General features: G+C 48.1%; 22 protein-coding genes and 3 pseudogenes. 8 read left to right on the top strand and 17 right to left on the bottom strand.

Going from position 1 to position 24,054, the window contains the following annotated elements; genetic code table 11:
• Positions 1-39 precede the first annotated feature (39 nt).
• The 8 genes and pseudogenes from OMP40_RS28495 to OMP40_RS28460 all read left to right on the top strand — a co-directional run bounded on the left by OMP40_RS28495 (position 40) and on the right by OMP40_RS28460 (position 8,686).
• On the top strand, positions 40-1,773 hold the full coding sequence (locus OMP40_RS28495) for a sensor histidine kinase (protein ID WP_420872087.1): 1,734 nt from the start codon (positions 40-42) through the stop codon (positions 1,771-1,773).
• Positions 1,734-4,175, top strand: a complete 2,442-nt coding sequence (locus tag OMP40_RS28490) for a response regulator (protein ID WP_277536384.1) — start codon at positions 1,734-1,736, stop codon at positions 4,173-4,175. Before OMP40_RS28495 ends, OMP40_RS28490 begins: the two co-directional genes overlap by 40 nt.
• Positions 4,176-4,374: 199 nt before the next feature.
• A complete protein-coding gene (locus tag OMP40_RS28485; protein ID WP_277538084.1) occupies positions 4,375-4,941 on the top strand; it encodes a sulfurtransferase TusA family protein in 567 nt (188 codons plus the stop codon).
• A gap of 29 nt (positions 4,942-4,970) precedes the next feature.
• A pseudogene (locus OMP40_RS28480) lies at positions 4,971-6,120 on the top strand (MBL fold metallo-hydrolase).
• Positions 6,121-6,169: 49 nt separating this feature from the next.
• Positions 6,170-6,961 (top strand): sulfite exporter TauE/SafE family protein, encoded by a 792-nt coding sequence (locus OMP40_RS28475; RefSeq protein WP_277536382.1) that lies wholly within the window; start codon positions 6,170-6,172, stop codon positions 6,959-6,961.
• Positions 6,962-7,051: 90 nt separating this feature from the next.
• Positions 7,052-7,526 (top strand): annotated as a pseudogene (locus OMP40_RS28470) (DsrE/DsrF/DrsH-like family protein).
• A gap of 70 nt (positions 7,527-7,596) precedes the next feature.
• Positions 7,597-7,866: a metal-sensitive transcriptional regulator gene (locus tag OMP40_RS28465; RefSeq protein ID WP_277536378.1), complete on the top strand. Its 270-nt coding sequence runs from the start codon at positions 7,597-7,599 to the stop codon at positions 7,864-7,866.
• Between the two features lie 91 nt (positions 7,867-7,957).
• On the top strand, positions 7,958-8,686 hold the full coding sequence (locus tag OMP40_RS28460) for a rhodanese-like domain-containing protein (protein ID WP_277536377.1): 729 nt from the start codon (positions 7,958-7,960) through the stop codon (positions 8,684-8,686).
• A gap of 289 nt (positions 8,687-8,975) precedes the next feature.
• On the opposite strand, the pseudogene OMP40_RS28455 reads toward OMP40_RS28460, so the two are convergent.
• The 17 genes and pseudogenes from OMP40_RS28455 to OMP40_RS28375 all read right to left on the bottom strand — a co-directional run.
• Positions 8,976-9,477 (bottom strand): annotated as a pseudogene (locus OMP40_RS28455) (UxaA family hydrolase); the annotation flags it as partial.
• Positions 9,478-9,539: 62 nt separating this feature from the next.
• Complete coding sequence (locus OMP40_RS28450) at positions 9,540-9,878, bottom strand: SDR family NAD(P)-dependent oxidoreductase (protein ID WP_277536374.1); 339 nt, start codon at positions 9,876-9,878, stop codon at positions 9,540-9,542.
• A complete protein-coding gene (locus tag OMP40_RS42415; protein WP_277536371.1) occupies positions 9,778-10,029 on the bottom strand; it encodes an SDR family NAD(P)-dependent oxidoreductase in 252 nt (83 codons plus the stop codon). Before OMP40_RS42415 ends, OMP40_RS28450 begins: the two co-directional genes overlap by 101 nt.
• Positions 9,996-10,820, bottom strand: coding sequence for an oxidoreductase (locus OMP40_RS28440; RefSeq protein ID WP_277536367.1), 825 nt, complete (start codon positions 10,818-10,820; stop codon positions 9,996-9,998). Before OMP40_RS28440 ends, OMP40_RS42415 begins: the two co-directional genes overlap by 34 nt.
• Before the next feature lie 197 nt (positions 10,821-11,017).
• The gene (locus tag OMP40_RS28435) at positions 11,018-12,448 is read right to left on the bottom strand and encodes an aldehyde dehydrogenase family protein (RefSeq protein WP_277536365.1); all 1,431 of its coding nucleotides are present in this window, start codon (positions 12,446-12,448) and stop codon (positions 11,018-11,020) included.
• A gap of 19 nt (positions 12,449-12,467) precedes the next feature.
• On the bottom strand, positions 12,468-13,577 hold the full coding sequence (locus tag OMP40_RS28430; protein WP_277538082.1) for an MFS transporter: 1,110 nt from the start codon (positions 13,575-13,577) through the stop codon (positions 12,468-12,470).
• Positions 13,578-13,680: 103 nt separating this feature from the next.
• A complete protein-coding gene (locus OMP40_RS28425; RefSeq protein ID WP_277536363.1) occupies positions 13,681-14,505 on the bottom strand; it encodes an oxidoreductase in 825 nt (274 codons plus the stop codon).
• A gap of 255 nt (positions 14,506-14,760) precedes the next feature.
• Positions 14,761-15,132, bottom strand: a complete 372-nt coding sequence (locus OMP40_RS28420) for a hypothetical protein (protein WP_277536361.1) — start codon at positions 15,130-15,132, stop codon at positions 14,761-14,763.
• The gene (locus OMP40_RS28415) at positions 15,086-15,325 is read right to left on the bottom strand and encodes a TetR/AcrR family transcriptional regulator (RefSeq protein WP_277536360.1); all 240 of its coding nucleotides are present in this window, start codon (positions 15,323-15,325) and stop codon (positions 15,086-15,088) included. The genes OMP40_RS28420 and OMP40_RS28415 overlap by 47 nt, the downstream gene beginning before the upstream one ends.
• Positions 15,326-15,437: 112 nt before the next feature.
• Positions 15,438-16,865 (bottom strand): aldehyde dehydrogenase, encoded by a 1,428-nt coding sequence (locus OMP40_RS28410; RefSeq protein ID WP_277536357.1) that lies wholly within the window; start codon positions 16,863-16,865, stop codon positions 15,438-15,440.
• Between the two features lie 406 nt (positions 16,866-17,271).
• Positions 17,272-17,400 carry a hypothetical protein gene (locus tag OMP40_RS28405; RefSeq protein ID WP_277536355.1) on the bottom strand — a complete coding sequence of 43 codons (129 nt, stop codon included), beginning with the start codon at positions 17,398-17,400 and terminating at the stop codon, positions 17,272-17,274.
• Positions 17,401-17,478: 78 nt separating this feature from the next.
• A complete protein-coding gene (locus tag OMP40_RS28400) occupies positions 17,479-17,808 on the bottom strand; it encodes an antibiotic biosynthesis monooxygenase family protein (RefSeq protein WP_277536354.1) in 330 nt (109 codons plus the stop codon).
• A 396-nt stretch (positions 17,809-18,204) separates the two neighbouring features.
• Entirely contained in the window at positions 18,205-18,546 is a 342-nt protein-coding gene (locus OMP40_RS28395) for a hypothetical protein (protein ID WP_277538079.1), read from the bottom strand.
• A 19-nt stretch (positions 18,547-18,565) separates the two neighbouring features.
• Entirely contained in the window at positions 18,566-18,769 is a 204-nt protein-coding gene (locus OMP40_RS28390) for a TetR/AcrR family transcriptional regulator (protein WP_277536353.1), read from the bottom strand.
• 424 nt (positions 18,770-19,193) lie between these two features.
• A complete protein-coding gene (locus OMP40_RS28385; protein WP_277536352.1) occupies positions 19,194-20,183 on the bottom strand; it encodes a copper amine oxidase N-terminal domain-containing protein in 990 nt (329 codons plus the stop codon).
• 321 nt (positions 20,184-20,504) lie between these two features.
• Positions 20,505-23,048: a discoidin domain-containing protein gene (locus OMP40_RS28380; protein WP_277536350.1), complete on the bottom strand. Its 2,544-nt coding sequence runs from the start codon at positions 23,046-23,048 to the stop codon at positions 20,505-20,507.
• Between the two features lie 515 nt (positions 23,049-23,563).
• The gene (locus OMP40_RS28375; protein ID WP_277536347.1) at positions 23,564-24,025 is read right to left on the bottom strand and encodes a GNAT family N-acetyltransferase; all 462 of its coding nucleotides are present in this window, start codon (positions 24,023-24,025) and stop codon (positions 23,564-23,566) included.
• Positions 24,026-24,054: the final 29 nt, after the last annotated feature.

The raw sequence follows: 24,054 nt of genomic DNA, 5'->3' as shown, positions 1-24,054 counted from the left end.
TTTTTCGCCATTCTTTTATTCGTATTCGTGCCTCTCTTTATGCTTCAAATTCGCAACTACAGCCAAATCGAGTCGATCATACGTCAAAAAATAAACGCGCAAACCGGGCTGCAAGTGGAGCAGGTGAAAGAGAATTTTAACCTCTTGCATACGAATCTGTTGAGAGCTGCCTTTGAAATCGAGAACAATCACCAATTTTACGATTGGCTAACCGAACCCGTAAATGACGAAACCGAAGGGGACACAAAGAAAAGAGAGATCGAAACCGAATTGGCCTACATCAATAGCCGCAGCATGCCGAACAGCGTTTTTGTCTATTTTGCGTTAGTCGACCTAAGCGGTCGCGTGTATACCTCCTACAATCCGCTACAACCGCTCCAAGCTGCCAGCGTAACAAAGGATCCGGGATTTGCGATGATGGCGGAGAACGGAGAGTCCTTCATTTGGCTGGATGAAGAAATGGGCGATATCGGCGTTTCTTCGCATAGCGAGCGACAGCTTGCTTTGTTATCCGTCTTGCGCAACGGATCGGACGAGCCCTTCGGTTTTCTGCGCATCAGCTTCGATTACGACAGCTGGTTGAAGTCGATCGTGCGGGATTTCTCGGTACTGCAAAACTATTTTATTCTCGACGCCGAAGGGAATGTATTGTCGCGAACCCGCAGCAGCGCGGTTCTGGATCCCGAATGGATCGAACGGCTCCGGCAGCAGCGCGGTCAATTGAAAGATTACTTCGATCGTGGCTCCAATACGTTGTTGAACGTACAGCAGTTAACGGATATGAATTGGAAGTTGGTCAGTCAATTTCCTTTCGATTCGTATATCGGAGATATTAATGAAATGAATCGGCGGTACTTGACGACGTTCACGCTTCTGATCGGCCTGTTCGTCGTAGTTACGTTCGTTATTTTGTCTCGCATGACACGACCGCTTCAACTGCTTCAGCGGAAAATGGAGAAAAGCGTAAGCAGTCACTTTCGAGATCGCATTCAGTTGAATCGGATGGACGGGGAAGTGCTGGCTTTGGCCATGAGCTTCAATCGAATGGCAAGCGATATTCAAGCGTTGATCGCCAAATTGAAGCTCGAAGAGAAGCAAAAGGAAGCGATGCATTTTCAAATGCTGCTCACGCAGATGAATCCTCACTTTTTGCTGAATACGCTCAATATGGTGAAGTGGCAAGCGGTCCGAAGCGGGCAGGACGATATCGCGGAAACCTGTTTAAACCTAGGAAAGCTGCTGGAAAACAGCTTGAATACGAATGTCGATTTAATCTTTGCCAAAGACGAACTGGAGCTCGTCCGCGCTTACGTTCAAATCATGCAAAAGAGATGGCGCTATCCGTTTGACGTGATTTATGAGTTGGAGCCTGCTTTAACCTATGTCCTCGTTCCTAAACTTAGCCTGCAGCTGCTGGTAGAAAACTGTATCCACCATGGCTTTTCCAAGCTTACGGATCAAGGGCGAATCGAGATCAGGATGCGTATCGTCGGACGCGAGCTTTGTATCGAGATCCGGGATAATGGAGTCGGATTGAAGCGCGCGGAAGAAATGAAGCGGCTCAGCAAACGCAAGCGAGACGGTATCGGCTTGAACAACTTGCGCGAAAGGCTGCGTCTTTTGTACAAGGGGGGAGGCGCGCTTTACGCTCGAAGAACAGTCCCGTGGGACGATCGCTCGGTTGACGATTCCGCTGCTTGTCTCGAATCCCTATACGGAAGGAGTGGACCCGCTTGTGGAAAGTCATTCTCGTTGAAGACGAAATTTTTGTGAGGGACTCGATCAAGCAGCTTGTTTCGTGGTCCTCTTTAGGCTTTTCTCTGGTTGGCGAAGCGGGTGACGGAACGGAGGCCATCGAGCTGATCGACAGCCTCGACCCCGATCTCGTCATCTCGGATATTGTCATGCCCGAGATGGACGGAGTGACGCTGCTGAAGCGGGTGCGCGAGCAAGGTCTCGATACGCGTTTTATTATGCTTACTTGCATGAACGACTTCGAATATGCCAGAGAAGCGTTGGAATTCGGCGCATCCGGATACATCTTGAAGCTGTCCATGAACATTCGCACGTTAGAAGATTCGTTGATCAAAGTGAAGCGGGAGCTTGAGAAATCGACCGATCTCCAATACAGAGAAACCCAGCTTATGCGCTTATCTGCGGCGTTTGAGCGAATCTGGAGGACGATTGCGTCCGCATCTGCGAACGCTTTTCGCTTGGATTTGAATGCGATCGAAGATGGACTGCTTAAGGCGGACATTCGTTTGAGCGGCTTGCTGGTCGTGCTGCATGGCGCTAACCCGCTTCCTTCTGCATTATTTGACTGGATCGAAGCTTCGGGGGAAGCCCGGATCTATACGGATCTGGGAATCTCGACGATCATGACCTGGACGCAGCATTCCGGCGATCTGAAGCATTTGTTGAACCAGGCATTTCCATGCCGTTATGTCTATGCCGATGTCCAAAGCCTGGAACAGATTCCCGATTTATGGGCGCTGTTGCTCGACAAACTAACCGATCGCTGGTATGGCGATCAAGATACGGCGAACATCGCAGATCGCAGCGGAGAAGCGGGAGGGGTCCTTTGGGAGACGGAACGGCGTTTGACCGATGCGATGGAACGGGGGCTGTCCGAGGAAACGGAGGAAATGATCCGAAAAGTATGGGACGAGATGAAGCTGCTGCGGCTTCCGCTGCATAAAGTAAAGCTTATGGCCTCGCATTTCATGAGTCAATATTATCGCGTCACCCATACGGCTTTCGAACAATCTGCCGCCTCTGATATTGAATCCTCGATCTCGCATGAACAACTGCGCGCGGCGACGATCGTCGCCATCGTAGACGATATGAAGCGCAAGGATTATAGGGCGGCGCCTGTAACGGATCACCCCGAGGTCAGAAAAATTTTGTCTTATATTCACGAGCATTATGCGGAGAACGAGATCGGATTGCGAACGATGGCCGAATACGTAAATATGAACGAGAACTATTTGAGCAGCTTGTTCCGCAAGAAAACAGGCGAATCGCTTATTCAGTATCTTCAGCACGTTCGAGTGAAAAAATCGCTTCGATATTTGGAAGCGACGGATTTCACGATCAATGATATCGGTTTGCTGGTCGGATTCGGCAACGACCATTATTTTATAAAGGTGTTCAAAAGATTCATGGATATGACGCCAAACGAGTATCGCAAATCGTCCAGGGGGAGTGAGCCAGCATGGGGGGTTCCAACGTTTAAACTGTCTTATAACGGCTTCGCTTCCGGCGGTTCGCTTGTTTGCAGCGGCGAAAATGGGGAAGAGGATCGCGCGTATTTTGAAACGACCGTTGAGTCGGATTCCTATTTCAGACGGCTTGGAGCGGAGATTATGCTCCAATCATGGGCATTTTCCAAGTACGGACCGCAAGTTGCGATTGAAAGTCACATCGTGACCGAGCGGCAAGTTCCCGTGCTTTATTGTTATCCCAAAAACGCGGAGAAGCTGCCCGTCGTGTTTTTTAATCATGGTTCCAGCGGAGAGGCGCTCGGGATATTGTCGAAGGGCATCGCGCTGGCGCAGGCCGGCTTTTTCGCCGTGCTCGTAGACGCCAGGCTTCACGGCCGCCGCCGGATGGCGCGATTTAATGAAACATTTTCAAACCGCAGCACTTATAAAGGAATGTACTTAAAAATGCTGCTGGAAACAGCCGACGACATCTCTGCAATGATCGATCATCTCGCCGTCGACGGCAGAGCCGATTCGCAACGCGTCGGCATTTCGGGCATCTCGCAGGGCGGGTTCGTGTCTTTCGTTGCCATTACCCGGGATAAACGAATTAAAGCGGCTGCGCCATTAATCGCGTCTCCGGATCTTGAAGATACATGGGGGCACAGTCCGGCGTTCGAGTCGTTGGATGAGGACTTGAAAGCGGATATCGTCCGGCACAGCCCTTTGCGAAACTCGCATTTCATCCCGCCAGCGGCTTTGCTCGTCCAAAACGGCAATGCGGACAGGATCGTGCCGGTCGGCGGCGTTAGAAAGCTGGATAGCATTTTGAAGCAGCTGTATAAAGATAGGCCCGAGCGATATCGGTATCTCGAATACGAAGGTCAAGGGCACGAGATACAAATCGAAAACAGTAAAAATCCCAATAAGATGATGGATGAAGTCGTAGCCTGGTTTTTAAGGTTCCTGTAACTTTCACGGTTTATTCAGTTTGGAAGTTCATTTTTTTATAAAGCGACTTCGAGTCGCTTTTTTTGTGAAAATTAGTCGCCGTTTAAATGGATCAGATGAGGTTGACAAAGAGAAGATGCGCCGTTAATATACCTATAGGGGTATGCGTATTAGAATAAAATTTAGTAAATCATCAAGGAGGTTTTTTTCATTGTCCAATATGATGTCGAACCAAACGCTGGATTGCAAAGGTCTGGCCTGTCCGATGCCGATCGTAAAAACGAAGAAGGCGATGGATCAGCTTGAAGCCGGTCAGGTGCTTGAAGTTCAAGCAACGGATAAAGGATCGCTGGCGGATATTCAAAGCTGGGCGAACAACACAGGCCATCAGTATCTCGGAACTGTCGTGGAGGGAGTGGTACTGAAGCATTTCCTTCGCAAATCCATACCGGCAGAAACAAAGCAAGAGAAAAAACATCCCCGCGTGATCACCAATGAACAATTGCAAATCAAGCTGACAAATGGCGAAAACGCGATGGTTCTCGATGTGCGGGAGCCGGCGGAACATGCCTTTAACCGTATTCCGGGCGCCCTGTCCATTCCGCTGGGCGAACTCGAGGGCCGTCTGAATGAGCTGAAGCCTGAGGACCCTATTTATGTCGTCTGCCGCACCGGCACACGTAGCGATATGGCCTGCCGGCTGCTGACCGAGAAAGGCTTCAAAAACGTGGAAAATGTTGAGCCGGGAATGTCCGAATGGAACGGACCTACGGAAAATAACCAATAACCTTTAAATACGAAGGGGGGAACCGCAAGATGGAAGCTTCAACCGGATTGAGCCCCATGACGGCCAAGGAACTCGCCCGAATCGTTCTGGCCAAGGAAGAACTGTTCATTCTCGACGTACGCAACGAAAATGACTTTATCGACTGGAAAATCGAAGGCGAACGGATCGATACCATCAATATTCCCTACTTTGACCTGCTGGACGGCGTTGATGCTGCGCTAGGTCAAATTCCGGACGGCAAAAAAACTGCTCGTCGTATGCGCGAAGGAAGGCTCCTCGAAGTTCGTTGCGGAGCAAATCGTCGAAGCGGGCCGTACCCAAGTGCATTATCTCGAAGGCGGCATGAAGTCGTGGAGCGAGCACCTGGAGCCCGTGAAGGTCGGGGATCTCAACGGCGGCGGAACGCTCTACCAGTTTGTCCGAATCGGTAAGGGATGCCTCTCCTATATGGCGGTCTCGAACGGAGAGGCGGCCGTGATCGACGCGCTGCGCATGACGGAGGTGTTAGAGCGATTCGCCAAAGCGCAAGGCGCTCATATCAAGCATGCGCTCGATACGCACCTGCACGCCGACCATATTTCTGGCGGACGAAGATTGGCCGCGCAAACCGGCGCAACCTATTGGCTGCCGCCGAAGGATGCAGACGAAGTGACGTTCGATTATGAAAGGCTGGAGGAAGGACGAGACATTACGGTAGGCAGCACGACGATTCGGATTCAGCCGGTCTACTCTCCGGGCCATACGATCGGAAGCACGTCGTTTATCGTTGACGACCGGTACCTGCTGACAGGGGACATCTTGTTTATCGACTCGATCGGCCGTCCCGATCTCGCCGGCAAAGCCGACGATTGGGTGAGCGATCTGCGTGAGACCTTGTACCGCCGGTACAAGTCGCTATCCCAGGATCTGCTTGTGCTGCCGGCGCACTTTGGAAAAATAACCGAACTAGACGAAGGCGGCAGGGTGATGGCGAAGCTGTCCGATCTATATCGCAATAACCCTGGCTTAAATATGAAGGAAGAAGCGCTATTCCGCCGGACGGTAACCGAGAACCTGCCTCCGCAGCCTAACGCCTACCAGGAGATCCGTCAAACGAATATGGGCAAAATGACGCCAAGCGAAGACGAGCAGCGCGAGATGGAGATCGGTCCGAATCGCTGCGCCGTCCACGATCGTTAAAGTTTCAACTCGTCTAAGACAATGGATATGCGTAGAAGAGAGGAGGCTGATGGCCGTTTTGCTATATATCGTCATGGTGATGCTCGGTCTAGTTGGTTCCTTCTTTTCCGGCATGCTTGGGATCGGCGGAGCGATCATCAACTATCCATTGCTGTTATATATTCCGTCGCTGTTCGGAGTCGCTCATTTCTCTGCGCATGAAGTTTCTTCGATCAGTATGTTTCAAGTCTTTTTCGCTTCTCTTGCAGGCGTGCTGGCTTTTCGGAAAAAAAGCAATAACGACCTTTCCGTCATACACAAGGGGCTCGTTATGTATATGGGCGGCAGTATCCTGTCAGGAAGCCTGATCGGCGGATTCCTATCCGGCACGTTAAACGGCAATGGCATTAATTTGATCTATGGTATCCTTGCCGTGCTCGCGGTTATTCTCATGCTCGTTCCGCAGAGGAGTAAGAAAGACGCGGTTTCGAATCAACTTCGATTTAATAAATGGATTGCGGTAGCTGCCGCCTTTGCGGTAGGTATCGTGTCGGGGATCGTGGGAGCCGGCGGCGCGTTTATTCTAATCCCGATCATGCTGACGGTGCTAAAGGTCCCGACCCGCACGACCATCGCTTCTTCGCTAGCCATCGTTTTTATATCGGCGGTCGGCGGCATCGTCGGAAAAATCGCCGTCGGCGAAATTCCGCTTTGGCCAACCGTGTTTACCGTTATCGGGAGTCTGATCGGAGCGCCGCTTGGTTCGAAACTGAGCGCGAAAATCAATACGAAGGCGCTGAGATACGGTTTAGTCGTGTTGATCGTCATCACTGCGGTAAAGGTTTGGATGTCCATCCTGTAAAGCACAATCGATAAGGCGTTGTGCATTTTTTTAGGCCTTATGTTATACCCATAGGGGTAATGGTATATAAGAAAGAGGCGATATTGTAAAATGGCAGATAAATCGACGATCGTGCTCTTCAGCGGCGATCTTGATAAAGCAATCGCCGCATTTATTATTGCGAACGGCGCGGCAGCCTACGATCATGAAGTGACGATTTTTTTCACCTTCTGGGGGCTCAACGTTCTTCGGAAGGACGAGGTCGTTAAAACCAAAAAAAGGCTTGCTGGAGAAGGCGTTTGGCTGGATGATGCCGCGCGGCGCCAGGAAGCTGGGTTTGTCAAAAATGCAATTCGGCGGGCTTGGACCGCAAATGATCAAGCATGTCATGAAAAAGCACAATGCGCTGACGCTGCCGCAACTAATAGAGCTGGCGCAAGAGCAAGGCGTAAAACTCGTCGCTTGCACGATGACGATGGATCTGCTTGGCCTTCAGCAAGAGGAGTTAATCGATGGACTTGCCTATGCCGGCGTAGCCGCATATCTGGGGGATGCGTCGGACGCCAAGGTCAATTTGTTTATTTAATCGGTGTTGATTTGCTTTTTTTTTGCTCTATACTATACCTATACCGGTATGACGAGAGGAGCAAAACAAGATGGAATATAACTACACGGATTCAATGAAAACGCGTCTTCGCCGAATCGAAGGGCAGATCCGAGGCGTATTACGGTTGATGGAGGAAGGGCAGTCGTGTAAGGACGTCGTTGCGCAGCTGTCCGCCGTACGCAATGCCTCGGACAAGGCGATTGCGCAGATCGTAGCGGAGAATCTGCAAAAGTGCATATTAGCGGAACAATCCGCGGGTAATCACGATACCGGTAGAATGGTACAGGAAGCCGTCGAGTTGTTAGTGAAGAGCCGTTAATCCAGCAGAATTAGGCGCACTGCAGCAGCTGTGTCATCGATCGGCTGCTGCAAAGCTTTAGAAGGATTCAGAGCGAAAGGACGTGGGGATTTTGGACAAGGGTACGATCCTTAATCTGGTATTCATCGTGCTTGTCGTTTGGTTTGCGTATACGAGGTTTAAACCGGCTAAAGGTCTCCGCAATCTGAACGCCCAAGCTTTTCAAACGGAATTGGCGACGCGAGGCACAGTCATCGATGTCCGTGAGCCCAATGAATATAAGAGCGGGTTCATTGCCGGGGCCAAAAACATTCTCAAAGATCCTCATCTGAAGAAAGTTAATAAAGAATTTTATGAGTATTTTAACGGTTTGACACATGACGATACTGCAATAATTTTATCAATAATGTACATTGGCAGAGACGAGAAAGACCCGGATGAATATGAACGTCGTAGACAAGAGTTTGAGGTTGAAGGTTATGAATTCGATGAGCCAGAGGACGGGGTATTTGACAGCCCGCAAAAGAAAGTGTTTGATTATCTGAGGTATATTAAAATGTCGAAGACTTCGAAAGATGAGATTATAAGCATCATGATGGAGAAGTCAGATCTGCCAGAGTACTTACTGGATGGATTGCAAATCTTAAGAGTTTATCTTACAAAAAAAGTACTGAACTACGTGAGTATCATTCATGTAACTCAAATCTGGTTGATGGATAATGGTATTTATTTTGAAAAAAAATCAAGAGGTAACGTTTATATTGTTCAGTCAAAATGGATTCATAACGGAACAGGAGAATCTGAAAACGGTGATATCAAAAAAGTTTATTTCAGGAACTAAGGCGATCAGTGACTTTAACCATTTAAGATTCAAATTGTTACTATCTTTTTCACAAAACCCGTATTTTGCACATATGTACGTCAGAACGCTTTTATGCCGAAACACATATCCGTTCTTTTTTTTCCAGCGGATCTGCTCTCAGGGAAATGAATTCCAGCTTCAATAAGGAACATGGTGGCGCAACCTGGAACCCTAGCTATATCTACTAGAACTTATTTCTCGTTGTGTTGCGGCTCATCCTGTCGTGAAGCAGACGATAATAAAAAAAAGCTTGATCTCTCAGCTTTTTATGGACACCTCCCGCAGCCATTCCGGATACGCACTCGATATCATTGCCCGGCGAATCCATGAAATAAAGGCCGCCCTTGGGCACCGGACTCCGCGTATTCGATGACGCCCGCATTTACTGATGCAGCCCAGCGATTCTCCTCGATCGTAGACAATCCGCCAGCAATGTTACCTGGGCTCGGATTCCCTCCGCACATGTCCTCGTCCATCCGAGCCACCTCCTGCTCGAAACGGTTTACAATCTCGTAAAGCTTGGCTTCGATGGCGGGATCTTCGCAACGTTCGGCCAACACATGCTCGGCGCCGATAATTTCGGTTGTTTCTCCGATTACGACCGTCCCTCCGTTCGCGATCATCTCGTTGGCCGCCTGACCGAGCGCAGGATTGGAGGCCATACCGGAAGTCGCGCCGGATCCTCCGCATTTGACGGCGACTTTCAATTTGCTTAAAGGAACCGGCGTTTTTGCCTGCTTATTCCACTCTTCTTGCATTGTTCTCGCCAATACGACGCTATATACACCGTTTGCTTAAAGGAGAAGGAGCCGTTAGATCAAGAAACCGCCGTCTACGACGACATGCACATCGCGATCACTTTAGCTACTTCGCACGGTTGCCCCATTCTGCCTAGCGGAATGGATTTCGCGATATGAACTGCTTCTTCACCGCCGGCATCGACCATCGGAGTTGCGATTACCCCGTGCTTGCTTGCCGTATAGGCAGCGCGCTGAGGAAGCGCCTTAGAGGAAAATACGGAGGCCACGTTTACGATCGCGCCGCCTCCAGCGTTTAGAATAGCCGGTATTTTATACTTCATACTGTAGAATACGGAATTCAGGTTCACGTTCATGACATAGTTCCATGCATCCAGAGGGGGGCGCGATTCTTCGCCAGACCAACGCGACATTTATTCCCCGTTTGGCTAATTCGACTGCGGTAGCAGCTCCGATGCCGGTTTCTGCTCCCGTTATCAACGCCGTTTTACGACCTGCTTGTCCTTCCAATTCGATCCACTCTCCCCTATTTAGAAGTCCGTCGATACGCTCAATTGTTCCCATCGTTTCGTTTCATCAAGTTTAGCCTGATCCACTATATTCGCAATTTTCACCGCGTCGCTACCCATTAGCAACCGAAGAGGAGGATTTTCGGCATTTGCGACGGTTACGATCGCTTTTGCGCCTTTTACAGGGTCCCCAGGTTGTTTGCCGCTCGATTCACGGGTGCGTTGAAGCATCAGCCCAACGGTGGATTTATAATTATCGCCCGGTTCAACGTGTTGCATGGAGGAGCCGGCCCAATCCGTACGGAATCCGCCCGGTTCAACGATCGTCACTTTTATTCCAAGAGGCGCGACTTCTTTGGTTAACACTTCGGAAAATCCTTCTACTGCCCATTTAGCCGTTTGATAAGCCCCGAGGCCTGGAGCTCCCGTCCGACCGCCCACGGAAGATATTTGAATGATGTGCCCAGATCCTTGTTTGATCATATAAGGAAGAACGGCTTTGGAAACGTTGATGACGCCCCACATATTGGTTTCGATCTGCGCTCTGAAATCTTCATCTGAAGTTTCTTCGATCGCGGAAATATTACCGTACCCCGCATTATTCACAATCACGTCCAACTTTCCAAATACTTCGATCGCGGTTGAGATTGCCTTCTTTACTTCTTCCGGCTTGGTTACGTCCATCGATACAGGATGAACTTGAGATCCGTACCGTACAACGAGATCTTGAAGTTGGTCGGCTTTGCGTGCCGTAGCGATTAATTTATCGCCGCTAGCCAGTACCTCTTCCGCCAATTGACGACCTAAACCTCGAGAGCTGCCGGTAATGAGCCAAACTTTAGACATATCTAATCACTTCTCCCTTAAGATGAGATATTTTAGTTTATCCTGCTGAAAAACTTTCAAAAGTATCTTTACTCAAAGTTAGTGACCGGCTATAGCCGAAAACAATTCTCGAGCGGAACTTGTGTGCAGTATTCCCTCAATTGCACTTGCGAACAAGTTCTTGACTTAGAACTTGGTTTTCAAAGAGCAGCCGCGAGTTACATCGGCAAATCGTAGCCAGTGATCGTCTTCGTTTCCAAGCAGTCTTTCAGACCGTGAACGCCGTACTCGCGACCAATACCGGAATGCTTGTAGCCGCCGAACGGAGCTTTCATCTCGAAGCCGGCGCCGTTGATGAGCACCGAACCGGCTTGAATCCGGGTAGCCAGCTCGTTCGCTTTCTCCAGGTTGCTCGAGTTGATATACGCGCCAAGGCCATAGTCCGTGTTATTCGCCATTTCGATGGCTTCTTCTTCGGTTTTGAAGGTCAGGATCGAAAGTACCGGTCCGAAAATTTCTTCCTTCCCGATCGTCATGTCTTCCCTAACGTTGGCGAATACGGTCGGTTTTACGAAATTACCTTGCTCCAGTCCTGCTGGGTGGCCTGCGCCGCCGACCACGAGCTCCGCACCTTCTTGAAGGCCGACGTTAATATAGTGCTGAACTTGATTGTATTGCTTCTCCGACACGATCGGACCGAGATTCGTATCGGCTTCGGTCGGCAAGCCGACTTTCATCGATTCCACCATTGCGCGTGCCAACTGTTTTACTTCTTCCAAGCGATGTTCGGGAACGAGCAATCTCGTGCCGGCAACGCAAGCTTGGCCGTTGTTCGAGAAGCACGATTTGACGGCGGCCGGAATCGCTTTGGAGAAATCCGCGTCGTCGAACACGATATAAGGCGATTTTCCGCCCAGCTCCAAAGTCACGCGTTTCATCGAGTCTACCGTCGCTCTGCGGATTTCTTTGCCGACCCGAGTCGAGCCGGTGAAGTTGACCATCGCGACGTCCTTATTACGAGTCAATTCCGCCCCGACCGTTGCGCCAAGACCGTTAACGACGTTAATGATGCCTGCAGGAATACCGGCCGCATCGAAGCATTCGGTCAACAGCTGGGTTTGCAAGCCGCTCATTTCGCTCGGTTTAATGACGACCGTGCAGCCCGCGGCGATAGCGGCACCAAGCTTCGCCGTAATTTGCGAATAGCTCGCGTTCCATGGCGTGATGATCCCCATGACGCCGACAGGCTCGGATACGACTTTGGCTTTGCCGATATAATGAACGAATTCGAATTCCTCGAGCGCTTCTTTGCTGATCATCAAGTTCATCGCGGCCAGTTGCACGCGAGGAACGGAGAGCATTCTGGGAGCACCGTATTCGAGAATGTTGGCTTCCGCCAGTTCGTCGGTTCTCGCCAAGATGGCATCGTTCAGACGTTGCAGCATATCCGCTCTTTCTTGCACGGTCGTTCTGGAGAAAGCGGGGAATGCAGCTTTGGCAGCCGCGATCGCAAGCTTAGCATCTTCCTCGTTGCCGAGCGCCAATGTCGCGAATACTTCCCTCGTCGAAGGATTCACCAATTCTTGGCGCTCCGTGCCGCGCGGGGTTACGAATTCGCCGTTAATATATATTTTGTCAATGTGTCTCATTAGGAAGCACCGCCTGTTATTAGTTATTTGTTGCGGATAGCAACGTTGCGCGCATCTTGTTGCGGGAAAAAAGCAGGAATCCGACGGCAACCGCGGCCAAACCGACGGCTACGGCCGTGAACACGTCGCGGGTCGAATCCGAACGAAGCAGCGCTTCGACGCCTTTTACGAATAACGGGCTCAGGAATTGACAAGTATATACGCACGCGAGCAGCAAGGAAATGCCCGTCGTAACGATTATCGTCGGAACGACTTCCGACGTTTTAATGAAGGATAACGGGAAGAGCACCCCTTCGGCCAAACCGATCATGAACACCGCCAAGGCGACCGTCCATACCGCGTGGGTCGAAGAAAGGAGCATGAAACCTCCGCCCATCAAAATTAAAACGAGCGGAACGAGCATTTTTTTGAATGCTTTGGTTACTCTCGTTACGGAAAGTCCGCCGATAAAAACGCCGACTAACGAAAAGGCAATCAAGTAACCCGCCGACGATACGCTGCCGATTCCATTATTCGCGATGAACAGCGAAAGATTCGTCGGAATCAACGCAAACATCATCGTATGCAAGCCGCCCGCGATCGCGACCGCGATGAAAAACTTCGGCAGCTTGGCGGAAGACTTCGCCGATTGACCGGTTTGAAGCGGTGGAAATTTAGGAAGAAACGCGATTACCAAGATCAGCAGCACGACAGCGTAGAAATACGTCATGAAGACGTCTCTCCACCCCAGCGATGCGATGAAACCGCCGATCGAAAGGAAAATGGCGCCGCCGATACCGTTAATCGACGTTTGAATGCCGTTCATCCGCGACCGCGCTTCTCCCTGGAAGTTTTCCGCGATCAACGAATTGAAGGTCGGCGAGATTAAGCCGATGCTAAGGCCCAAGATCGCCCTGCAAACCAAGATTAAATCGAACGAATGCATAAAAGCCGGGCCGACGCCTCCGATCAAATACAGGACCAGACCCGTGATCAGAATCGATTTACGATTGAATCTTCTGCCCAGCGTTCCAGATAAAAATAAAGTCGGCAATATGAATAAAGAAGATATTGTAACGACCCATTGTACCAATAGAGCGTCCGTATTCGGGAACGCCACGGCCAGCGGTTTAAGCGCCGGTGCGGCCATCATCGTTCCGAAGGTAGTCGTAACGACCAACGACAATAATGCGATTCTTGCGCTTGCTTTCAATGACGAAACCTTCTTTCGCCCTTAGGGATTGTTTTAGAAATCAGAAATCGGTCGAGCGGCTGATCGCTTCCCATCGTTTCGTTTCTTCCAGCTTTCCGTTGTCCATCGCGTTCGCGAGCTCGACGGCTTCGCTTCCGAGCAGCAAGCGAAGCGGCGGGTTATCTTCGTTCACGATCGTGATGATCGCTTGCGCGGCTTTAGCCGGATCGCCTTTTTCCTTGCCGGTATTTTCGCGGAAGTGCTTCATCATGTAGCCGACCGTGTTTTGATACTCGGCGCGAGGCTGGACTTGTTGCATCGAGGAGCCTGCCCAGTCGGTACGGAATCCGCCTGGCTCGACCAACGTCACTTTGATTCCAAGCGATCCGACTTCTTTGGCCAATACTTCGGAGAAGCCTTCGACCGCCCATTTCGCGGCTTGGTAAGGCGCAAGGCCCGGCACTCCGATACGGCCGCCGATGGAGGAGAACTGAACGATGTGGCCGTGTCTCTGTTCTCTCAGCAAAGGCAATGCGGCCTTCGTCACGTTGACGACGCCCCACAGGTTCGTTTCCACTTGAGCGCGGAAATCTTCCATCGACGTTTCCTCGATGGAGGAGACGTTGCCGTAACCCGCGTTGTTCACGAGCACGTCCAGACGACCGAACGCTTCGAACGCGGCTTTGATAGCCGCCTGAGCTTGATCGTACTCATTAACGTCCAGCGTAACGAGGCGAACCAGGTCTCCGTAGCGCTCCGCCAAATCGGCGAGCAGCTCCGTTTTCCGAGCCGTTGCGACGAGGCGGTCGCCTTTCGCGAGAACCGCTTCGGCGAGACTGCGGCCGAACCCGCGCGAGCTGCCCGTAATCAACCATACCTTTTGCATATTCATGATCTCCTTTGCGCCGATGTTCGGAATGTTTGTTCCAAAGAAAGTATAGCTCTTCACCCTCTCATGAGTCAATGAAAAATGGAATATATATTCCAATTAATCCGGTAAAAATTATACTTCCCGCGATTTTCTCATGCATTTATGAGGAGTTTGATCGTTTATTACATTGCAAGCGTCAAATTAATCTTTTCAATCAAGTGCGATAGGTGGAATTTATATTCCGCAAAGTATTTGGGATATCATGGCAATTCAAACAAGCAACGCTTTCCAGGACGACTCCAGGACTTGCTGCGTTTGGCTCTCGTTTAACGGATATTTCCGCACGTAATAGCCTTTCAGAATCGAAGACACAATGCCGTGAATGAATTGATGGCACAGATGGGTATCCATTTCTTTGAATAGGCCTTGCTTTTGGCCTTCGACGATCAGGGAAAGCACGACTTCGACCGAATTCCGGGAATCGTCCATGTTGCGGAGCTCGGGTGATATATACGGCGAGAAGGAAAAGCTGTCGATAAACAGAAATTCCTTCGGATAATGAATGCCGAAGCGCAGCCTGTTCAACTGAAGGCATTTAAACCGCTCGTAAAGGCTTGCCGTCGGATCGTAACCTTGTAGCATATATTCCCCCCATTAGCATTCGCGCTTCCTTATAGACGGCGTTGACCAATTCTTCTTTGTTCGAAAAATAATTATAAATCGTGCCTGATCCGACGTCCGCTTTCTTAAATATTTTCGAGAAGGTCACCGACTGCAGCCCTTCCTCGTGAATCAAGTCGAGCGTGGCATCCATAATATCTTGTCTCTTGCCCATTCTCTCCACCTCTCCTTAAAATGAATGCCCTTAATCGCTCCTGCCGGAACGACTAAGGGCAAATGGGTTTGCTGAGCGGCCGGGATTTACGCCATTCGCCCGTATCCTTTAATTAGATGTTGATCGCCTTATACTCGACGAACGCGCCTAAGCCGATGACGCCGAATTCGCGGCCGATGCCGCTCGCTTTATAGCCTCCGAACGGACCTTCGTATGACGCAGTCGCGCCGTTGACGACGAAGTTACCCGTGCGGATTTGACGAGCGATTTCCACACCGTGTTCCTTCGTGCCCGACCAGACGCCACCGCCAAGGCCGTAAGGTGAATCGTTCGCGATACGCACGGCATCGGCTTCGTCTTCGTAAGGAATAACGACGAGCACAGGACCGAAGATTTCTTCTTGCGCAATGCGCATGCTGTTGTCGACGTCCGCGAAGATGGTCGGTTTGACATAGAAGCCGCCTTCCAAGCCCGCGGGAACTTCCGTTCCGCCTGTAACGAGACGCGCACCTTCTTTAATTCCCAGTTCGATATAGGATTGAACGCGTTTTTGTTGATCTTCCCGTACCATTGGACCGATGAAGGTCGCAGGTTCCGCGGGATTGCCCACGACGAGGCTTTCGGTCATCGTTCTGATCAAGGCGACTGCTTCTTCATAACGTTTTTTGGAGACAAGCACGCGGGTATGCGCGACGCAGCTTTCTCCGTTGTTCACGAAAGACGTATATTTCAGGCCTTGAACGGCGGATTCGAGATCCGCATCGTCGAGAATGATCGTCGCTGATTTGCCTCCGAGCTCCAAGCTTACACGCTTGAGCTGCTCGCCCGCGATCGAAGCGATTCGTCGACCGGCTCCGGTCGAACCCGTAAATGCGATTTTGTCGACGCCTGGATGGGAGACGAGATATTCGCTTGTTTCGCGGCCAGCCGGCACGATGCTTACGACGCCTTCGGGAAATCCGGCTTCGGCGAAGATTTCGCCCAGCAAGAGCGCGTTAATGGACGTTTCCGGCGATGCTTTAAGGATGACCGTATTGCCGGCAAGCAATGCAGGAATCATTTTGGCAAGAGCGGATTGGTGCGGCGCGTTCCAAGGAATGATCGCGGCGACGACGCCGACAGCTTCGCGGCGAATCATCGGACCTTTGCCGTCGTTCAGCGTTTCTTCCCAAGCGTACGATTTTGCGGCGCGAAGATAAGCGTTCGTTTGCTCGGACAGAGAGTGCTGCAGTCCGTTCGTGAACCAGCTAGGCGTGCCGTTCTCAGAACTGATTAGAGCCGCGATTTCGTCCGCGCGTGCGGCATGCAATTCATTGAAGCGAGCGACGAGATCTTGGCGTTCGCCCGGCGTCATTTTCGGCCAAGGACCGTTATCGAACGCTTTTCTGGCCGCGGCAACGGCCAAATCGATATCAGCCGGAGAAGCTTGAGCCGCTTTGCCTACAACGGATTGGTCATGCGGGGAACGAATTTCGATGACTTCTTGGTTGATTGGCGCTTTCCATTGCCCGCCGATAAAGAGTTTGTCGTATATTTTCATTTTCGTTTCTCCTTTAGGAACGTATAGTTTTTGACTCTATGGCATGGCGGCAGAGTGACGAGTCTTTCGATTATTCGTCTTCGCTGTATACCGTTCGCCTCCTCTGTACCGCATTAATATGGAATGTTTGTTCCACGAGACCTAGTATACCTCTCCGCCGGATGTTAGTCAAGCAATTATGGAATGAACGTTCCATTTGATTTTATAAACAGTGAACATCGGCCGTTCAACATAATACTTAAACACGTTCAAATTTGAGAGTCCAACATCATATCGGAACATAAATTCCAATAAATTAGGTTTCGGACATTACGGTTTATTTTTTGCATTCCCGATCGTCTTTAGTTGCAAGAAAGACCGATTCGCTATGGAATCGGTCTTTCTTGCAACTAAAGACGTATGCGGCTTACAGAAGCATGCCGCCCGATGCCTCGATTCTTTGCGTGATGACCCAGCCCATCTCCGGAGAGCAAAGTGCGGCGACGACGCCTCCGATATCGTCGGCTTCCCCCTGCTCTGCCGAGTGCCGTAACAAGTCGCGTTTTTTCCTGCAAAGCTCCGTTAAAGTACTCGCCGGAGTGCTCATATCGCGGGAACTTGTTTCACTTCATCATTATTCTTTCGTATATTCAAATGTTTTTACGACCTCATACATACCCGATTCAAAAGTAGCGATTGTCAGGGCTTCTTTAAAGAAAGGCAGCGGCTTCGGATCATCGCGCATTGCATCATAATGCTCCTTGCTTCTCCATTGCGCGTACATCGTAACTTTCGTTCCATCCGTGCTTTTGTGTAGCGCGCAAGAAATGAATCCAGGGGCATATTTAACCGATACTTCAGTCGCCTGGGTCAGCAGTTCGACGACACGCTGTTGGTTTTCTGGCTCAACTTTGAACACGTTAATAAACGTCAGTATGGGTTCGTTCGCTTTAATTTGTGTCATAATGTCTCCTCCTCGTTATGCAAGTAATTATAAGTTATCCACTTTATGCTCAAGATATGCAAAGTCATGAAGACGTCTCTCCACCCTGGCGAGGCAATGAATCCACCGATAGACAAGAACAGAGCGCCGCCGATGCATTGATGGAAGTTTGAATGCCGTTCATTCGCGCCCGAGCCTCACCCTGGAGGTTTTCAGCGATCAACGAGTTGAGAGTCGGCGAAATTATACCGATGCTAAGGCCCAAAATCGCCCTGCAAACCAAGATCAAATCGAACGAATAAATCTCGCTCTCCGTCTCTTCCCTTGGAATGAAACATAAATGACCCACAAGATAGGACACTTTTTTCAAAGTACCTTCTTGTGGGTCAAAGTTTAAATACGTTCTCAGAGCTCTTTTTATACGAGTATTGCTTTCCATGATGCCTCGATTATTTGTTGAATTTGTACTTCGTTTAAAGGATATTTATTTACATAATACCCTTTCAAAATTGATGAAATGATGCCATGGATGAGCTGATGGCACAGATGCGAATCCATTTCTTTAATGATCCCTTGCCTCTGACCTTCGACAATCAAGTCCCTCACGATTTCACTTGAATTGTGACCATCATCTTTATTTCGCAACTCCGGCGATATATATGGCGAAAAAGAGTAACTATCGATAAATAAAAACATCTTCGGAAAATGTATGCCGAACCGCAACCGATTTGATTGCAGGCACTTGAATCTTTCATACATACTAGCGTTCACATCGTAATCATGTAGCAGGTATTCCCCCCATTTTTTCACGCGACTCTTTATAAACTTCATTTACCAATTCTTCTTTATTCGCGAAATAGTTATAGATCGTGCCCGACCCTACATTCGCTTGCTTGAATATTTTGGCGAAAGTGACCGACTGTAAGCCCTCTTCGTGAATTAGATCGAGCGTAGCCATCATAATATCATTTCTTTTGCTCATTTCCCCACCTCATAGTCTAATTGTAAACACAATTCCTCAATTTCGTACAGTGGCGATTTACGGATAAAGAACACGCTATCATTATCGGCCAAGAAGTCAGCCAAGTATGCAGGCATCGTATGTTACCGTCGGGATTGACATCAAGTTTGTTTATTAGTGTTATTCTCCTCGCTTGAAACTAGCCCAAAATCCTTATTGGATTTTGATCTTCGATACCAGTTACGTTGGACTGATTCTCCTTCACGACGAGATCCCTTAAAAAAAAAGCCGGACTAATGCGGCTTTACTGGGACAATGTTCTTGACCTCCGACACTTGTCCTCTGACATCAGTTTAAATAAAAAAAACCTACTTTATTGTAGGCTTTTTTGTTTGGTTTTTGTTTCATTGTTCACATCGTATAGATAATTTTCTTATTCACATCATCAATTTGCATAGCAATATTCATACCCAGTTGTTGCAATATTAAATTTATCGGAAGAAACGCCCGATCCCCGACAACGACAAAACCTTTTTTTAGATTTGGAGCTATATTCATATTGTTTAGTGTTATCTAAATTATGGATAATAACAAAAGAATCCCAATCAGTTTCGCTTCGAATTTCATCTCTTACTGAAGTATAATCAAACGCCGATCTAACTTCGATGAAGCCATCAACATTAGGCCATTCTGTCGTTTTAATGGGTAAAAGATCGTAGTATATTGACATTAGTCCACCTAATATTTCAGTCCTATCAATAAGAATTGTGCCCGAATCCATCTTCCCATCTTTACTAACATAACCTCTATATCCGTCTCCTACCTCTGTTGCTCTTTTCATCGGTGTAGGTATCGGTGTTACTATAGGTGTCGGGGTTGCTGTGGGCGTGGGCGTCGGACTTGGTGTTGCCGATGGTGTTGGCGTTATTGTTTGTGTAGCTGTCGGCACTGGAGTCGGGCTTGGAGTTGGAGACCCTGATGGTGTTATCACTGCGTTGCCTATTGCAATCGTCCGTGTGTTACCATACCACATAACCGTTCTTCCGCTGGTTTCACTCACAAACCGAAGTGGAACTAATGTACTACCATTTATGATGGCTGGAGCTTTCTCCAACGATACTTCTACATTGTTTATATATGCCTTTTTCACATTAATATAGAGCACAATTGTAGTTCCTTCTTTAAATGCAGTAACAGACCTATTGCTCTGATTCCACTTCACTGAGTATCCTAATTTCTCAAAAATTGTTCGAAACTGAACAAGCGTTGTTCCTTCTTGATTTACGGGTGGAACATCAAAATTTAACTTCTGTTGATCCATATATACCTGAATTTGTCCTTGCGTGGAAGAATTGCTCCCTTGTGCTGATGCTGTGGCTGGTAACGCTATAGCTGCTGCCAATAGCGAGGCCAGTAAGGCATTCATTCGTTTCATTTTTGGGCAATCCTTCCTTTTATGGTTGTTTATATTATGGTATTCTTTCTTCTGTATTATTTCAATATTAATTCCCTCCCTTACCAAACTCGCTAGAACGGCAATGATTTTGGCTGACTCGATTCTCCAGATTCCCTTGCCCTTTCATTGGCCACTAGTGACTCAACGAACGGTACACGCCAGAATCGGATTCGCACCACAACCGCAAAAAAAAAGGAACATCGGAGACTCGGTCTCGGATGCTCCTTTTTTCGATTGTCGATTTCCTTCCGTACGGTCTGTCAATTTCCTTTAACTTCAAGACTATTTCTTTCGTGCTTACTATATTCCGTATGCTTCAATCTCATCCACGAACAGCCAATCTGCATTGCTTCCATAGGTCTTGGTCGCCTTTACCTTGACATATCTGGCAGTGGTATCAGCAAACTTTACTTCGTACCAGCCATTTACGGCTGAAGTGGACTGACCTTTTTGAGTGAAATTGATTCCGTCCGTGCTAGTGTATACAGTTATGCTGTCCGGCGCATAGTTTTGGATGTTGCCGCTTTGTTTTAAAAATTTGACAAGTCTTAATGTTTTATTCGCGCTTAAATCCATTGTGAAATCAACATTAATCGTTTGACCGCTTGAAATATTGTAACCGTAAGATTTCCCGTCGCTGAAGGGACCTGCAATAATTCCGTTGGTTGATTCGGCATTGTCAGTATCCGGATACGATGAACTTGGTTGAATGGATTTCGTATAGGATTTCCCGGCCGACATTTTGATGAGCGTAGAAGGATTGGCTTCAGTTACCACAAAAGCATCAACATCTACATAGGTTCCGCTTTTCTTTATACCCTTTATGGTATGCGTGCCCGCGGTTAACCCGGTTTTCGTGTAAACGGACTGTTGCACGAGAGTCGATGTATTGAAACAATTTACCGTTTGCTGGAAAACGCCGTCGATATAAATATCTACGGTTCCGGAATTACTCCTTTTGTCCGTGATATAACTTACGCCTGTACCGGTAAACGTAAATTCAAAATAATCGTTGTTTTCGGTCATAAAATGGATATCATCCTTAAACTCTCCAACGCCTCTATCCCGGTCATAGCCCCAGCTTAAGCCGCTATATAAAATTTTTCCGTCGGTATCGTTGTGTTTGAAAGTGGTCGCAACCGGTACTAACTCGGAAGTCGGAACCGCCGATGTAAAGACTTTGATGGCATCCACATTGATATAGCTTCCGCTTTTCTTTACGACTTTTATGGTATGCGTGCCCGATGTTAATCCCGATTTGCTGAACAGCACCTGTTGAGCAAGGGTAGATACGCGATAACAGTCCACGGTCTGCTGGAAAACGTCGTCAATATAAACATCCGCCGTTCCGTGGGTAGCCTGCAGATCTCCAATAAATTGCACGCCGGTTCCGTTAAACGTGTATTCGAAATAATCGTCATTACCGCTCATGTAATGTACATCGTTGTTGTATTGACCGCTTCCGCTATTATTGCCATAGACCCAACTGGAACCGGTATATATGATATTCGTGTCGGTATCGTTTACCATGAAGTCATTCGTGATCGACCCGGTTATCGCATACAGTTTACCTTCTCCAGGTAGGAACGTGGCAGAGATATTACCTGTCGAACTGTTGTAGTTCGTAGCCGCCTCAAGTCCCGTCGTTTTGGAAACCTCGGTAATACCGGATGGCTTAGATGGAATATTGAAGCTTAGCGTCTGGCTGCTTGAATAATCATCATTAACGACCATTACATAGTTCCTGCCGGCCGCATTTTTAAAATGCGAGATGATATGGTTGTTAACGTTATTCGTAGGCTGCCAGAAATAGCCGCTTGGAACGGGATTGGTCCCGAGGGGCAACCACGAACCTGCATGGTATACCTCGAGCGAATCCAAACCGATAAGCGTCGGTCCCAACTTTTCAATCTCCGCATTTACATTCTGCAAGTATAAATATACGGGCGATTGAGTCCCGTCCTTCGCAATAACGGCATAAGGCATATCCGTGTTGGATTGCGGCAACCACCAAACAAATGTAAAATACCCTTTAACTCCATACGCTACATTCGTATAAATATTCCATCTCACTTCATTCTGATTCGGCAAACGAACGCCGGGAAAATTGCCGGTTTGTAAATAAGCCATTGTATTCTTGATACCGTACTTTAAAGCTATCTCTCTAAATATTTCCGCATTCTGGAAATAATCTGAGGCTGTTCCACCTCCGGCCGGGAAGGGATAGAAGTCGTAACTCAAGCTCTTTAGATTTTGCGCACCTGCCGTATTAATTACGCGACTCACGTAATCTCTATACCCTGTATATCCCATACCGCCATAGGCATATATCGGCAGTAAATTTAAGCTGTTATTTGCATTCGGCATGAAGGATAGAAACTTTTTATTCGCATATCCGGCCCGATCGATATCTTTCGTTGTATTTCCCGGTTCATCGAAAGCGACATATCCATCCGTGGCAGGATAGCTGCTATAACTGGAGGTTACGTCGCCTATAATGGAATCGATCTGTGCATGGGTTAAATCCTCATACCACCAGGGTCTCATTCTGATATCGGAAACCTGGACTTTAATGCCGTATTGATTAGCCAGTCCCAGTATTTGCTGTACAGGGGTTGCAGTATTGGATTGATCATACCCCCAAGAAAGCTGTATTTCATTGACATGAGCGTTATTGAGATACTGAAATTGCGTTGCGTTTATATTCGCTCCCTCGGGATTACCGTATGCGCCTATGATAAACCGATCAATAGAAGCCGAAGCCTGCGGAGCCGAAAAACCTAACGCGCCTATAACCCCGGCTGCCAAAGTCATAAATACCTTTAACTTTACCTTTTTCTCCATACCTCTTTACCTCCTCATAAATAATCCGTTATCAAACTTCACATTTTAATCTCAAAAAATCTCGCGTGTCCTCTGGCAGCTAATTACGATGAATTTAGAGCATGAATAAAATAGCCCAACATCCATACCTCCTTTCCATAACTTTTGTAAATCCTTCCAGTGATTTTGAGAAAATTCCAACAACCCGCCGTCCTTGACGCAAACGCCTGCCATGATGCCGCTTTCATACAAGGAATCGCCGAGATATCCCTGATAGAACAACATCAATCTACCTTAAGAGAATCAAGAATACACTGTGCCCTTAAGTCGATTTGTAGGACATAAACTCCATAATTTATTTTTATGCAGGATATTTCCTCCATTATACAACGGTCTCTCCGGTTTTGCACTTGATTTTTGTTGTGTTCAGTGAAACGGGAAATAAACCCGGCAGCGGCTTACCTGCTTCCGGGCTTATCCGTTACTTTAATCCTTGTAGAAAATACTATGACTTTGGCACTGAATTTATTGGCTCTCTAGGCCTTTAGAAAATAATGATAACATTCTTCATCTCTTACATAGCCACTTTTTTCATAAACCCCTTGTGCTCTTACATTATCAATCGCTGTTGAGAGTGTTAATCCCTTGGCTTTGATACTTCTTGCATAATCTTTTGCAGCTTCTAATAATGCCCGCGCAGTTCCTGCACCTCTAAAATCTGAAAGTACATATAGATCATTTAAAATCAAAGATCTTTTCATAGAAACTGAAGAAAATGAAGGGTACAGTTGAGTAAACCCGATTATTTTATTGTGATTCAGATCTTTAGCAACGAAGATAATGGATTCTCTGTGTTCAAATCGTTCAAATAAGAACGTCTTTGCAGCTGTGATATTTGATTCCTGATTGTAAAACATACGATATTCATTAAACAAAATTGTTAATTCATCAAGATCATCGATTGTCGCCATTGATATGAGAAAAGTTTTACTGTTCATATCATTCAGTCCTTTATCTGTTTTAAGTC

The organism is Cohnella rhizosphaerae, from assembly GCF_029525575.1.
GTDB lineage: Bacteria > Bacillota > Bacilli > Paenibacillales > Paenibacillaceae > Cohnella > Cohnella rhizosphaerae.
The sequence above is the reverse complement of the archived record's forward strand: the minus strand, read 5'-3'. Positions and strand labels throughout refer to the sequence as shown.